Below are 13,412 nucleotides of genomic sequence, written 5' to 3'. Positions count from 1 at the left end.
ACACGATCATGGTCGCACGATGAGACAGGGTAGGCTTGCCGTCATCACCAACTGACCACGCCCATGCACGCGCGTGGTCACAGAATAGGAGTAATTAGTGGCGAAACCACGCGTATACGAACTGGCTAAGGTTTTGAATGTCGATAGCAAAACCGTGCTTGAGAAGCTTAAGGACATGGGAGAATTCGTCAAGTCCGCTTCTTCTACGATTGAACCGCCGGTAGCCCGGCGTCTGAAGGCAGAGTTCGCCAAGGACAACGCCAAGGGTGATTCCAAGCCCGCATCTTCCGCACAAAAGCCGGCTGCCAAGCCCGTGCAGCAGCGCCGCCCGGCCGCACCTTCGGCCCCGGCTTCCACTTCATCTTCCGCACCGACTCCGGCCGCTCCCGCACGTCAGGCATCGCCCGCCTCGGCACATCAGCAGGCTCCGACTCCGGGCGCACCGACACCGCGTCCGCAGGGCGGCGCACGCCCCGGCATGCCGACCCCCGGCCGCCACGGTCAGCACGACAACCGTGAGAATGGTCGCGATAATCGCGAAGGCCGCGAGAACGGTCGTCAGAGTCGCCCGAACGATCGCCGTAACAACGATCGTCGTAACAACCAGGGCCGTCCGAACAATGGCCAGCCGGGGCAGCATCAGAACAACCGCGACAATGCTTCGGCTCCGCGCCCGCACGCTCAGGGCGGCGCCGGTGCCAATGGCGGCAATGCCGCTTCAAACGCGATTCCGCGCCCGCACGCTCAGGGCCCGCGCCCGGGCAACAACCCGTTCTCCCGCAAGCAGGGTATGCACACCCCGACGCCGGGTGATATTCCGCGTCCGCATCCGATGGCTCGTCCGACTGCTGATAGCGGTCGTGGCGGTCGTCCGGGCCGTCCCGGCCAAGGCCAGGGGCAGGGCCGCGGCTTCCGTGGCGGTCGTCCGGGCCAAGGTGGTCAGGGCGGTCCACGTCCCGGCCAGTGGGGCCACAACCGTCCGGGTCAGGGCGGCGGCTCCCAGGGTGCCGGTCAGGGCGGCGCACGCGGCGGCTTCCGTGGGGGCCAAGGCGGCGGCAATAATTTCCAGGGCGGCGGCGCACCGAGCAACGGTCCCGCACGTGGCGGCGGTCGTGGTGGTCGCGGCGGTGCCGCAGGCGCATTCGGCCGTCAGGGCGGCAAGTCCTCAAAGGCCCGTAAGAACCGACTGGCAAAGCGTCATGAGTATGAGGAGCTGAAAGCACCGACCATCGGCGGCGTTCGCATCCCCAACGGCAACGGCCAGACCATCCGTCTGCGTCAGGGCGCGTCCCTGGCCGATCTGGCGGAGAAAATCAACGTCAACCAGGCCGCGCTGGTCACCGTGCTCTTCCACCTGGGTCAGATGGCTACCGCCACCCAGTCCTTGGATGAGGAGACCTTCCAGATTCTGGGCGGAGAGATCGGCTGGAACATCCAGCTCGTCTCCGCAGAAGAGGAAGACAAGGAACTGCTCCAGCAGTTCGACATCAACCTTGACGAGGAAGAACTGCAGGATGACGAGGATCTCAAGCCTCGCCCGCCGGTCGTCACCGTCATGGGCCACGTCGACCACGGTAAGACCCGACTGCTGGATACCATCCGCAAGACCAACGTCATCGCACGTGAGGCCGGCGGCATTACCCAGCGCATTGGTGCCTACCAGGTCACCGTGAACCTTGAAGGCGAACCGCGCAAGATCACCTTCCTCGATACCCCTGGCCACGAGGCGTTCACCGCCATGCGTGCCCGTGGTGCCGAGCTCACCGATGTCGCGATCCTCGTGGTCGCCGCCGACGATGGTGTGATGCCCCAGACCGTTGAGGCCATCAACCACGCTCAGGCCGCCAAGGTGCCGATCGTCGTGGCCGTCAACAAGATCGATGTGCCCGGTGCCAACCCGGAGAAGGTCCGCGGCCAGCTCACCGAGTTTGGCCTGGTCCCTGAAGAGTATGGTGGCGACACCATGTTCGTCGACATCTCCGCCAAGCAGAACCTGCACGTCGACAAGCTGCTCGAAGCCGTGCTGCTCACGGCTGACGCTGAGCTGGACCTCCGCGCCAACCCCGACATGGACGCCCGTGGTGCCACCGTCGAAGCCCGACTCGACAAGGGTCGTGGTGCCGTGGCCACTGTGCTGGTTCAGCAGGGTACGCTCCACGTGGGCGATGCCATCGTGGCCGGCACTTCGTACGGCCGCGTGCGTGCCATGCTCGACGAGAACGGTCAGCCGATGGAGGCAGCCGGTCCGTCCACACCTGTTCAGGTGCTGGGCTTGACCTCCGTGCCCACCGCCGGTGACCTCTTCCTGGTCGCCTCCGACGATCGCGCCGCCCGCCAGATTGCCGAGAAGCGTCAGGCCACCGAGCGTGCCGCCCAGCTGGCCAAGCGTCGCAAGGTCGTCTCCCTCGAGGACTTCAAGAAGAAGTTCGCCGAGTCCGAGATCGACATGCTCAATATTGTCATCAAGGGCGATTCGTCCGGTTCGGTCGAGGCGCTCGAGGATTCCTTGATGAAGATCGAGGTGTCCGACGAGGTCGGCATCCAGGTCATCCACCGCGGTGTCGGTGCGATCACCCAGAATGACGTCAACTTGGCCACGGTCGACAAGGCCGTTATCATCGGTTTCAACGTGCGTCCGAACCGTCAGGTCGCGGACCTCGCCGAGCGCGAGGGCGTGGAGATCAAGTACTACTCGGTCATCTACCGTGCGATCGAAGACATCGAGGCATCCCTCAAGGGCATGCTCAAGCCGGAATACGAAGAGGTCGTCACCTCTCACTCCGAGATCCGCGAGATCTTCCGCTCCTCCAAGTTCGGCAACATCGCCGGCGTTATGGTGCAGGACGGCGAGGTCAAGCGTGGTACGAAGTGCCGTATCCTGCGCAACGGCGTGGCCACGGTCAACGACCTCGAGATCTCCTCTCTGCGTCGCTTCAAGGACGACGTTCAGTCCGTCAAGGAAGGCTACGAGGCTGGTATCAACCTCGGCACCTTCAACGACATTGAACTCGGCGACATCATCGAGACCTTCGAGATGCAGGAAGTCGAGCGCAAGTAGTCATTGTTAAGCCCTCTCTGACGAGGGGGCTGTCAGCCGCAGGCTGGCTGGGGAGAGACATGGTAGTTCCATGATTTTCTCTCCCCCAGCCTCACTGCGTTCGGCAGCCCCTCGTCAGAGGGGGCTCAAGTCTAGAAAAAGGAAATTCCTATGGCAGGAACCAACCCGCGCGCCGCACGTATTGCGGCCTTGATTCAGCGTGTCGTCGCCTCCTCCATTGAGCGCGAACTGCATGACAAGCGACTCGCCAGCATCACCGTCACCGAAGTTCGTGTGACCAACGATTTGCAGATCGCCAAGGTCTACTGGACCCAGCTCGGCCACGAAGGCCATGAGGAAGGCGAACGCAAGCGCGCCCAGCAGGCCCTCGATCAGGCCAAGGGCCACCTGCGTTCTCTGGTGGGCCACAAGGCTGGCCTGCGCCTGACTCCGCAGCTCCAATTCGTGTTCGATGAAGTGCCCGGCGAGGCTCACGAGATCGAAGACATTCTCGCCGTGGCCAAGAAGCGTGACGAAGAACTCGCCCGTGTTCGCGCCACCGCCCAGTACGCCGGCGACGCCGATCCGTACAAGCACGACGACGAGGCCGAAGCCGAGGGCGATGAGTTCGAGTCCGACGAGGAGTAGTGTGCTTCATACAACCCCCAGCGGCCTACTCATCATCGACAAGCCGCAAGGCGTGACCAGTTTCGACGCCGTTGCCGCCGTGCGCGGCGCGTTGCACATCAAGAAGGTCGGTCACGCCGGCACCCTTGACCCCATGGCCACTGGCACGCTGGTCATCGCCTTCGGCCACGCCACGCGACTGCTCAACGCCATCGTGGCGCATGACAAAACCTACGAGGCCACCATACGCCTCGGCCTGCGCACCACTACCGACGATGCCGAAGGTGAGGTGCTTGTCGATGATGAAGCCCGCTCCCGCTGGCAAACGCTGTCAGCGCAGCTGACCGAGGGCGGCCAGAGCGGCGAACCAACGGCGCTACCAACTGCCTCATGGCAAGATCTGCTCACTCGCACCATCGCCACCAATTTCACCGGCGATATAGAACAAGTTCCCAATACATTCTCCGCCATCAAAATCAACGGCCAGCGTGCCTACGACTTGGCTCGCGAAGGCAAGGAGGTGGAACTCAAACCCCGCCCGGTGACCATCAGCGAATTCACCGTGCTGAATATCCGCAGCGGATTCGTAGCAGGGGAGCAGGCCGCTGAACCATTGAGGGAAGACGCGAACACGGGAGCGATTCCCGCACTTGATGTTGACGTGCGGGTCAGCTGTTCATCGGGCACCTATATCCGCGCGCTCGCCCGCGACCTCGGCAATGAACTTGGCGTCGGCGGATACCTGACCCGTTTGCGCCGTACGCGAGTCGGCCGATTCGCGTTGCCGGACGATGCCAGCGGACTTATCGCTCCTGAGGCGATGCTTGACACGCGAACCCATACCGTCACCGCACATACCGATCAGAAGACGTTCACTAATCGGGAAGGGCAAACCGTCACGCGCAACAAGTGCGTATTGGACACTCCTGAAGGTCTTGCCGGTGACGAGCGCCGCAACTGGCTGCTTGACCATGCCCTCACCATGGAACAGGCCGCTCGAGGTGCGATGCCGGCGCTTGACATCACTCCTGAGGAGGCCAGCGAATTACGCTTCGGCCGCCGTATCGAGCGTACAATCAGCGAGCCCACTGCCGCCATTGTGCCGCAAACGCATGATGTGGCGGCGATTATCGAGCGTGCCAACGCTCATCAGGCCAAGCCGGTCACCGTATTCCCCCTCGCGTAAAGTAGACGCGGTGAAAAGTGCAGCTTGATACAGGCCGCGCACAACAACGCCTATATTGCACGAATAACATCGCACGGATAAAAGGAACAGCACACTGATGGATATCACGCACCTGACCCCTGACGCCGAAGGCTCGATTGAATGGCCCTCGTTCAGTAACGACAAGAAGGCCGTGGTGACATTGGGCGCATTTGATGGCATGCACTTGGGTCATCAGGCGGTGATCAAGCGCGTGGTGGAACTCGCGCACCAGCATGGTGCTTTTTCCGTGGTGATTCTGTTTGACCCGCGCCCCGCATTCGTGCACGGCTGGGCCGCCTCTCACCATGGCGAGGAACCTGCGGCGCAGAATGTGGATGCCGAAGCGTTGACCAGTGTGGATGATCGACTGCACCGCATGGAACAGTTCGGCGTGGACCATGTGCTGGTCGTGCACTACACGCTGGCCTTCGCAGCCATGTCATACATTTTCTTCCTTGGCCGACTCACCGGCAAGCTGGGCATGCGTACGCTGGTCCTCGGGCAGGATGCCGCCATGGGCAAGGGACGAGAAGGTGATGTGAAGCGTATCGCCAATCTTGCCGTCGCCACCGGTGTATTCGAACTTGACGTGGTCGATGACCGTGGCCCGGGCGAAGTGCGTATTCCGCGCGATTTCAAGCCGGAAGCCCCGAGCGGATGGGGAGAGCCCGTCGACCCGCTGGCCAATGCCACCAAGGCCGAGCGCCGTGCATGGAGCAAGAAGAACCAGGCCAAGGCAATGCGCGCATGGAGCTCCACCAATGTGCGTTACCTGCTGGCTCATGGCCGAATCCAGGATGCCAACGCCATTCTGGGTGCTCCGCACGCCATCGAAGGCGAAGTGGTGCACGGTGAGGAGCGCGGCCGCACCATCGGATTCCCCACCGCCAATCTTGGCTCCGACATTGCAGGCTACATTCCGGTCGACGGCGTCTATGCCGGTTGGCTGGTAGATGGTGAAAACCGTTGGCCCGCCGCCATCTCCATTGGCACCAAACCCACCTTCAGCGAGAAAACAGGACTCAACGAACGCGTAGTGGAGGCCTACTGCATCACCGATGAGTGGATTGATCTGTACGGCCATAAGGTTCGCGTTGAATTCATCGGTTTCCTGCGCCCGCAGGTCAAGTTTGATGGCCCCGACCAACTCGTTGACGAACTCAAGCGCAACGTCGAAGAGACCAAGCGTCTTACCGCCTGAGGCATATCTCAGGGTTATTTACGCACTCCCAAGGCGTCTAATGCGTCGGACAATGTGTTGGACTCCACCAGCCGAAGTCCCTCGACATGCACTGGCTTGCGCAGAGGAGGAATGACCGCCGTCGTAAAGCCAAGGCGCGCGGCCTCGCGAAGGCGATATTCCATACGCGGTACCGGGCGCACCTGACCGGTCAGGGAAATTTCCCCGATGGCACACGTGGCTCGAGCAATGGGTTTTGACGTGGCGGCGCTCGCCAGTGCCGCCACTATCGCCAAGTCGGAACCGGGCTCCTTGGCCTGGCCTCCGGCAATAGTGGAGATATACAGGTCGTTGGACAGCAGGTTGAGCTTGCTGTGGCGGTAGAGCACCGCGACCAGCATGGCGATACGGCTGGGGTCCACGCCATTGACCGCACGTCGAGGTGTGGGCAGCACCGACGTGGTGACCAGAGCCTGTACTTCGATAGGCAGACTGCGATGCCCATCCAATGTGAACGTCACACAGGTGCCTTCCACGGGTGCCACGTTGGCCGCATCAGGGCCGTCTCCAGACAGGAATAATCCGGCGGGATCGGTGACCTCTTCGATGCCCTCACCGCTCATGTCGAAACAGCCGACTTCATCGGTCGGACCAAAACGATTCTTCACCGCTCGCAGCATTCTCAGCGCAGTCTCGCTGTCGCCTTCGAATTGACAGACCACATCGACCAGATGCTCCAATGTGCGCGGGCCTGCAATCGAACCGTCCTTGGTCACATGACCAACCAGAAATACTGGAATGTCAAGTGTCTTAGCGGTATCTATCAGCGCGCTTGCCACTTCGCGCACCTGAGTCGAACCGCCGGAAATGCCATCGACCTCCTGCGAGACGATGGTTTGCGCCGAATCCACAATGGCCAAGGCCGGCTTGTTCTGTTCGATCAGCCCCAATACTGTGGACAGGTCGGTGGTGGAGGCCAGTAACAAGTTCGGCTCCACCGCGTTGATGCGGGAAGCGCGCAAACGAACCTGCGCCTGTGATTCCTCGCCGGAAATGTACAGCACGGTGTTGGCGTGCGTTGATGCTGTGTTGTCCTGTGTCGACACCGTGTTTGATGTGCCGCCCTGCGCCCGGCTCGACTGTTGGGCAGACCGCTGACCTGCCCCTCGGAACGTACTGTCCACCGCCACAACGCGCGCGATATTGCCGGCCGTCTGCAACAGCAATGTCGACTTGCCGATACCCGGTTCGCCCGCTATCAGCGTCACTGAACCCGGCACCACGCCACCGCCGAGCACACGGTCGAATTCGAAAAACCCGGTACCGAGCCGCTCGACGCTTTCCGTGCCCACTTCGGTAATCGGACGGGCTGCAGATCTGGCGTTGTTGGCAACCGTAACCGACTGCGTGCGTGATGTTCGGCCGGGAGCGGCCGTACGAGAGCCTGCCGCCGGCCGAGCCTCGTGAAATTCCTCGACCGTGCCCCACTGACCACACTCGGGGCAACGGCCGTACCACTTCGGCCCGTTCCAACCGCATTCGGAACATACATACTGCACACTTGATTTCGCCATGGTCTCACCCTAACCCGAACACCAGCGGACGGTAAATTTTTACCGTTCGTAAGAGTTTCACGCGGCTTGCGCACAACGACTAAGATTACGGCCGCCTAGCGTCACGCGGCTGTGAGAGAATCGGGGCATGACTAATAGTGAGAACTCCTCGACCACACAATCCCATGGCAAGTTGATTGCAGTGGTGGTTGCCGCAGCTGTTGTGATTATCCTGGCAGTGCTTTCGGCCTTTGTGTGGCCGGGTTGGGCCATCCAGAAGAATGATGGCACCTCCACTACCACCCAAAACAGCCAGCAGAAAACCGAATCATCCGAGCCGACCAAGCCGACTATCGACGCCACAGCTTTGCCGGATGATGCCAGTGAGCTGTTGAAGGCCATGCCGGACAGCGTACTGAATTACGCGCGTACCAAGGCGGTTGCCTCCACGACGTGGAATTCCGCGTCGCCGCTCGAGGGGTACACTCTGACCTACTCCACTGGTGATGCCGCCAAGGATGTCACGCTGGTCGCCGCGCAGTGGTCGTCGGCGGACAATGCCAAGACCCAGTACGATGCGTTGGTCGCTGCGCAGACCGGCGATGAGTCGGCATCCGGCAACGTCAAGGTTTCCGGCAACGTCACGGGCGCGTACGTGGTGAAGGCCGATGCCTCCAACAGCAAGAACGCCGTTGCCATCTGGCAGAACGATACCGTGGTCTTCCAAGCTACCGGTACCAAGGAAGCGGTCGATCGCTTCTATCAGAAGTTCCCGATGTAGTATCTAATATCGGCTGTCAGCTGCTGCACAGACTTATGAACGTTGGGGCACCCGCATTGCTGATGTGGATGCCTCAACTGCGTTCAGGGCATATGCGGACTATCGGCAACATACTGGTTCCCTCTGTCTGGCAACACGTGTATTATGGTGCGAGTTGCAACTTTTACGATTAATCGAAATGGAGGCTTCAGATGGGTTCTGTCATCAAGAAGCGCCGCAAGCGGATGAGCAAGAAGAAGCACCGCAAACTGCTGCGTAAGACCCGCCACCAGCGTAAGTAGTCTTACCTGCAATCAAGGCATTAGAAACCCCGTGATCGTTATGGTCGCGGGGTTTCTCTTTTGCTTGGCTCTTTGCCTTGTTCGGGCAACAGTAAAGCCCGCGCCTGCGATGTGCAGATGCGGGCTTGGAAAAGCTTAGTGATGTGAGACAATCACTTGTTGGCGTTGGTCATCACGCGCGGGCCGTTCGGGTCGCCGACGATGACCTTGTCGACCATGTTGAGGAACAGGCCGTGCTCCACCACGCCGACCGTGTTGATCAGGTCTTCGGCCAGCTCCTGCGGGTGATCGATGCGCTCCAGGTGCAGGTCCACCACGAAGTTGTTCTCGTCGGTGCGCACTTCCTTGCCGTCGGCGTCAAGACGAAGCACCGGCTTGTAGCCGCAGGCCTCGAACTTCTTGATGACGTGGCCAGCGCCGAACGGAATGACCTCGACCGGCAGCGGGAACTTGCCGATGGTGTCCACAACCTTGGACTCGTCCACAATCCACACGATCTGGTTGGAGTTGGTGGCCACGATCTTCTCCCACAGCAGAGCAGCGCCGCCGCCCTTGATGCCGTTGAAGTTCTTGTCGACTTCGTCGGCACCGTCAATGGTCACGTCGATGTGGTCCACGTCGTCGATGTCCACGATCTTGATGCCGTAGCTCTCGGCCTGGGCCTGCGTGCGGCGGGAAGTGGTCACGCCAGTGAACTCAAGACCTTCCTCCTGATGACGGCGGCCGAGCTCGTCCACCAGGAACTTCACGGTCGAACCAGTGCCGAGGCCTGCGATCATGCCGTTTTCAACGAGCTTGGCGGCTTCGATGCCGGCCGCCTTCTTCAGCGCATCCTGCTGTGCCTTATCCATGGTTTCTCCTTTGCCATCCTTGCCTCCGCCGCACGGATCAACGGCGTGAAGCCTTATCTCCTATCCTAACGCGAATGAGCGATTTTGTGCCATCGTGTCCGATTGCGGTACATATTCGTGTGTTTGGGTGTTAGTGTCGTATGAATGGTGCGTTGGTGATGGTCAGGTTGCCGTCGCCGTCCACATAGCCTTCGATTTCGATGCTGCCTTTGATCGGCATCGGCTGCCCGTTGAAATACGGGCTCGTTTTCGGCGCGGGGGAGAAGGTCAGCGTACCGGATACCGTCAGCCCACTGGGTTTTGCGGGGTGTACGGGGTGCGCTGATTGTACAGGTTGCGCTGATTGTGCCGCTAAGGGTGACGAAGACTTGGTCTCTGGCCTTGTGACATCCGTCGGATCCGTCGCCGCAGCCGGTTTGCGCAAACTTGCCGCATCTGCCTTGCCGTCCAATACCAACTGCACGTCTGGAGGCACATCGGTGCCATGTGCGTATTCGGAGCCCAGCAGCGACTGCCAGCCTTCAATCGGCAGATAGCCATCGCGCGCACCTGAACGGCAATCGCCCGCATAGGTGCGTGCCAATTCATCGACCAACTCATTGCCCTCGTTGCCAGCGTGACCTTTGACCCATCGGAAATCCACCGGGCCAGGGCGTTGCGAGATTTCACGGTCGATCGCCTGAATAAGCTCTTTGTTCTTCACAGGCTTTTTCTGCGAATTTCTCCAGCCGTTCTTCTTCCAGCCTTTGACCCACTTGGTCGAGCAATTGATGGCGTACTGTGAATCCGACTCGATGAGCAATGGCTCGGGGCCCGGATGCGCTCGCAAAGCTTCCAACACTGCGCACAGTTCGCCAATCTGGTTGGTGCCGTTGGTCGCGCCGCCGGCGTCGTAGCCGTGGTCGTCGTGCTTATGGCCGGGCTTGCCGCCGGTGTTCGGCTCATGATCGGCCCAGGCCCAGCCCATTGGCCCGTTTGGATTCCCTAATGCGGAACCGTCTGTGGATACTGTGATAGTCATGTTCTCCACCCTAACGCAAGCTGTGCAATCTCTTGCTGAAGTGGGGTTGCCCAGTGCGAGGCAAAACAACGTAGTGAAGAGTGTGAATAACATCACACCTATTGACTTTGCTTGAAAAACATGCCATCGCGCGTGAATAGTGAGCGCCCACAAGAGAAACAAGACATGTCCTCTCTGCGGGTGAGGTCGGCGACAATGGTGCATCCGGTATCTGAAATGAGAATAAGGGACTGTGCAAAACCAGTGACGGCAACGTCGAAATCCTCAAACCAGAGGCGGACAGCGATGGTTCGACCTCCATGGCCGCATCCAAGGGCACCATGCTTATCGCAGACAACGCCAAAACCGTGGCACTCGGTTCAGACGGCGTGGCCTTGGCTTCGGGCCTGCCACTCGGTCTTGGCTGGTTCATCCGACGCCGCTTGGGATTGGAGGCCTCCGACATTCTGGACCGTAAGCTCGGCTTGAAGTAACGGCTGGTTCGGATGTAATTGCTGTCACGTACGTATCATGACAACAGCGCGAAGGTCCTCATCGGTTTACATCGATGAGGACCTTCGCGCGCATTAGGGGAGTCTGTTGCGGGTCGCACTACGCGGGTCGCACTACGCGGGTCGCACTACGCGGGCGTGCTCTGCGGACAAACTACGCGAACAAGTCGTTCAGTGCCTCGGCAATCGTCGGATGCGTGAACACTATATCGCGCAACGTGCTGGCCGGCGCGTCAAGATCCATCGCCAACTTGACGATATTGATCACCTCGTGCGACTCGACGGAAAGCAGCATCGCACCCAGAATGCGGCCAGTATTGCGTTCCACAATCGCCTTCATCAGACCATCCGGTCGCCGCATTACCTGGGCCTTCGGCACAGCGGCCACCGGCAATCGCTTGACCACATAATCCAATCCGGCCGCCTTCGCCTCGCGCTCATTCAATCCCACGCGAGAGTAAGGCGTGGCGAGGAATGTGCTCGACGGCACATGCTTGCGGTCCTTCACCGTGTACGGACGGGCGGAACCATTGAGCTGCGACCACACCACGCGATAGTCGTCCAGTGAAATGTACGTGTGCTGCGGGCCGCCGTTCACATCGCCCAGAGCCCAAATGTCGGCTGCTGTGGTGCGCAGAAGCTCGTCGACTTTCACGGCGCCGCGTTCGGTGAGCTCCACGCCAGCCGCCTCAAGATGCAGTCCCTCGACGTTCGGCGTACGTCCGGTGGCCACCAGTACCGCGTCGGTGGTCAGGCAGAATCGGGCTTCAGCCGGTTCGGCGAACCGCGGCTCGCCATCGTCTGATGGTTTCGTTTGAACGTGTGACATCGTGGCGTGATCGGTCGGGTTGCTAGTGGGGCTGGTGGTTGTTGCAGTGTCGGTGGTGCCGGTGGCACCGGTGATATCGGTATGAGCGTTCCCGGTGCCGGCGGGGGTGGAATCGCAAGCTTGCGATGCACCGCGAGTCATACCCTTCACCGCAACGGACAACCTGACGCCGCCGTCAGCAGCAGGCGTGATGGCCTTGGTATCCGCGTTGAACAGGAACTTGACGCCCTGCGCTTCCAGCTGTGCGCGAATCGCGGCCGCCACATCCGCATCCTCGCGCGGCAGGAACTCGGCATTGTGCTGCAGCACGGTAACCGCCGTGCCGAAATCGGCAAACATCGAGGCAAACTCAAGTCCAATGAATCCTGAACCGATAATCGCCAGTCGCTGCGGCATATCGTCGAGATCCATCAGTCCAGTGCTGGTGTAGACGCCGGGCGTAGTGCGGATACCGGGAATATCCGGAATGCGCGGCGTGGCGCCGGTATTGATGAAGATCTTGCTGGCGGTCACGGCGACCGGGCCCTCAGCGGTGGCGATTTCCACGCTATGAGGGCCGGTGAAGTGAGCGTGGCCGGTGATTACGGTGATGTTGTCTTGGTCGGCGAGCTTGTGATAGTTCTTGTCGCGCAGCATCGAAGTGACGCGGCGCTTCTCCTTGATAGCAGCCTCGAACGCTGCTTCGCGGGTTTCGGGAGTACTGTTCGCGCCATCCCGCCGCGCCTGTTCGGCGGACAAAATCAGTGACTTGGACGGCAAGCATCCGATATTGATGCAGGTGCCGCCGTACATGTTGGCGCTTGCCTCGGCGACGACGACCTTGCGGCCGGCTGCGCTGAGCTTGGCGGCCAAGGTTTTGCCGCCCTTGCCGAATCCAATGATCAGGGCGTCGGTGGTGATAGTGGGAGAGGTGCTGGGCGTGCTGATGGTGTCGGGCGTGCTGATGGCATTGGGTGTGCTGGTGGACATGGTTACTTCCTTACGTATTCGAGTGGTAAGAGTGTGTTGTGCTGATGTGTTGTGCGCCGTGCTGTGCCGATTTTCTTCTTTGACTGCCGAAGCGTTGTCGACTGATGCTGGCCGCGGGATTATTCGCCTTTGTGCTCGCTGAATATCTGTTCGGTGATGTCGTGGATGGTGGTGTGTTCGAGTTGTTCGAGGCAAGTGCGGTTGAGCCCGGCATAGATGTCATCCATCACTGCGCCCATTGAAGATGACACCAAGCAATCCTCTTGTACGTCGCCCGGTGTCCAGTTCGCTTCCACAAAAGTGGTGCCGGTGGCTTCCGCTACCGCGCGCAAAGTGATTTCGGCGGCGGGCCGGGCCAGAGCGTACCCGCCTTCAGCACCCTCTTTAGTGGCGATGAGTCCGGCTGAGGCGAGCGGTCGCATTACTTTGCGCACGCGCGCCGCATTGGTGCATATGTTTTCGGCCAGGATATGACTGGGCAGGTGTGTGGCGCGATGGTCAAGGTAGACCAATGCGTGCACTGCCAGTGAATGGTCGCCGTTCATGAAACGACCTCCTTGTCGAGTCGATACTGTAACTATAATG

The 13,412-nt window shown here is 60.5% G+C and carries 12 protein-coding genes; 7 read left to right on the top strand and 5 right to left on the bottom strand.

Annotated elements, in window-relative coordinates; translation table 11 throughout:
• Nucleotides 1-97: 97 nt before the first annotated feature.
• From infB to ribF, 4 genes are all read left to right on the top strand, one after another.
• Nucleotides 98-3,058, top strand: coding sequence for a translation initiation factor IF-2 (gene infB, locus BLIJ_RS11355; protein ID WP_012578457.1), 2,961 nt, complete (start codon nt 98-100; stop codon nt 3,056-3,058).
• A 150-nt stretch (nt 3,059-3,208) separates the two neighbouring features.
• Nucleotides 3,209-3,685, top strand: coding sequence for a 30S ribosome-binding factor RbfA (rbfA, locus tag BLIJ_RS11350; RefSeq protein ID WP_012578456.1), 477 nt, complete (start codon nt 3,209-3,211; stop codon nt 3,683-3,685).
• A 1-nt stretch (nt 3,686) separates the two neighbouring features.
• A complete protein-coding gene (locus BLIJ_RS11345; protein ID WP_012578455.1) occupies nt 3,687-4,850 on the top strand; it encodes a tRNA pseudouridine synthase B in 1,164 nt (387 codons plus the stop codon).
• A gap of 97 nt (nt 4,851-4,947) precedes the next feature.
• Nucleotides 4,948-6,072 (top strand): bifunctional riboflavin kinase/FMN adenylyltransferase, encoded by a 1,125-nt coding sequence (gene ribF / locus BLIJ_RS11340; RefSeq protein WP_012578454.1) that lies wholly within the window; start codon nt 4,948-4,950, stop codon nt 6,070-6,072.
• A 14-nt stretch (nt 6,073-6,086) separates the two neighbouring features.
• Here ribF and BLIJ_RS11335 read toward each other — a convergent pair whose 3' ends face one another.
• Nucleotides 6,087-7,625, bottom strand: a complete 1,539-nt coding sequence (locus BLIJ_RS11335; RefSeq protein WP_012578453.1) for a DNA repair protein RadA — start codon at nt 7,623-7,625, stop codon at nt 6,087-6,089.
• A gap of 127 nt (nt 7,626-7,752) precedes the next feature.
• On the opposite strand from BLIJ_RS11335, the gene BLIJ_RS11330 reads away from it, so the two are divergent.
• On the top strand, nt 7,753-8,385 hold the full coding sequence (locus BLIJ_RS11330; protein ID WP_012578452.1) for a hypothetical protein: 633 nt from the start codon (nt 7,753-7,755) through the stop codon (nt 8,383-8,385).
• A gap of 191 nt (nt 8,386-8,576) precedes the next feature.
• Nucleotides 8,577-8,666 (top strand): 30S ribosomal protein bS22, encoded by a 90-nt coding sequence (locus BLIJ_RS13905; protein ID WP_004268639.1) that lies wholly within the window; start codon nt 8,577-8,579, stop codon nt 8,664-8,666.
• Between the two features lie 152 nt (nt 8,667-8,818).
• Here the strand turns inward: BLIJ_RS13905 and rpiA are convergent, their stop codons facing one another.
• Both rpiA and BLIJ_RS11320 read right to left on the bottom strand, forming a co-directional pair.
• Nucleotides 8,819-9,517 (bottom strand): ribose-5-phosphate isomerase RpiA, encoded by a 699-nt coding sequence (gene rpiA / locus BLIJ_RS11325; protein ID WP_012578451.1) that lies wholly within the window; start codon nt 9,515-9,517, stop codon nt 8,819-8,821.
• A gap of 130 nt (nt 9,518-9,647) precedes the next feature.
• Nucleotides 9,648-10,484 carry a ribonuclease H family protein gene (locus tag BLIJ_RS11320; protein WP_014485153.1) on the bottom strand — a complete coding sequence of 279 codons (837 nt, stop codon included), beginning with the start codon at nt 10,482-10,484 and terminating at the stop codon, nt 9,648-9,650.
• A gap of 353 nt (nt 10,485-10,837) precedes the next feature.
• Between BLIJ_RS11320 and BLIJ_RS14720 the strand changes: the two genes are divergently transcribed.
• Nucleotides 10,838-11,011: a hypothetical protein gene (locus tag BLIJ_RS14720; protein ID WP_012578449.1), complete on the top strand. Its 174-nt coding sequence runs from the start codon at nt 10,838-10,840 to the stop codon at nt 11,009-11,011.
• A gap of 172 nt (nt 11,012-11,183) precedes the next feature.
• Here the strand turns inward: BLIJ_RS14720 and BLIJ_RS11315 are convergent, their stop codons facing one another.
• The gene (locus tag BLIJ_RS11315) at nt 11,184-12,827 is read right to left on the bottom strand and encodes an FAD-dependent oxidoreductase (RefSeq protein WP_012578448.1); all 1,644 of its coding nucleotides are present in this window, start codon (nt 12,825-12,827) and stop codon (nt 11,184-11,186) included.
• Nucleotides 12,828-12,946: 119 nt separating this feature from the next.
• On the bottom strand, nt 12,947-13,372 hold the full coding sequence (locus BLIJ_RS11310; RefSeq protein WP_012578447.1) for an RrF2 family transcriptional regulator: 426 nt from the start codon (nt 13,370-13,372) through the stop codon (nt 12,947-12,949).
• Between the last annotated feature and the right edge of the window lie 40 nt (nt 13,373-13,412).

This window comes from Bifidobacterium longum subsp. infantis ATCC 15697 = JCM 1222 = DSM 20088, assembly GCF_000269965.1.
Classification (GTDB): domain Bacteria; phylum Actinomycetota; class Actinomycetes; order Actinomycetales; family Bifidobacteriaceae; genus Bifidobacterium; species Bifidobacterium infantis.
This window is presented reverse-complemented; position numbering and strand designations above follow the sequence as displayed.

What these genes read in the sequence shown, in the direction of transcription:
- rbfA (WP_012578456.1), top strand. Translation starts at nt 3,209, where the DNA reads ATGGCAGGAACCAACCCGCGCGCCGCACGTATTGCGGCCTTGATTCAG.
- ribF (WP_012578454.1), top strand. Translation starts at nt 4,948, where the DNA reads ATGGATATCACGCACCTGACCCCTGACGCCGAAGGCTCGATTGAATGG.
- BLIJ_RS11335 (WP_012578453.1), bottom strand. Translation starts at nt 7,625, where the DNA reads ATGGCGAAATCAAGTGTGCAGTATGTATGTTCCGAATGCGGTTGGAAC.
- BLIJ_RS11330 (WP_012578452.1), top strand. Translation starts at nt 7,753, where the DNA reads ATGACTAATAGTGAGAACTCCTCGACCACACAATCCCATGGCAAGTTG.
- BLIJ_RS13905 (WP_004268639.1), top strand. Translation starts at nt 8,577, where the DNA reads ATGGGTTCTGTCATCAAGAAGCGCCGCAAGCGGATGAGCAAGAAGAAG.
- rpiA (WP_012578451.1), bottom strand. Translation starts at nt 9,517, where the DNA reads ATGGATAAGGCACAGCAGGATGCGCTGAAGAAGGCGGCCGGCATCGAA.
- BLIJ_RS11320 (WP_014485153.1), bottom strand. Translation starts at nt 10,484, where the DNA reads ATGGGCTGGGCCTGGGCCGATCATGAGCCGAACACCGGCGGCAAGCCC.
- BLIJ_RS14720 (WP_012578449.1), top strand. Translation starts at nt 10,838, where the DNA reads ATGGCCGCATCCAAGGGCACCATGCTTATCGCAGACAACGCCAAAACC.
- BLIJ_RS11315 (WP_012578448.1), bottom strand. Translation starts at nt 12,827, where the DNA reads ATGTCCACCAGCACACCCAATGCCATCAGCACGCCCGACACCATCAGC.
- BLIJ_RS11310 (WP_012578447.1), bottom strand. Translation starts at nt 13,372, where the DNA reads ATGAACGGCGACCATTCACTGGCAGTGCACGCATTGGTCTACCTTGAC.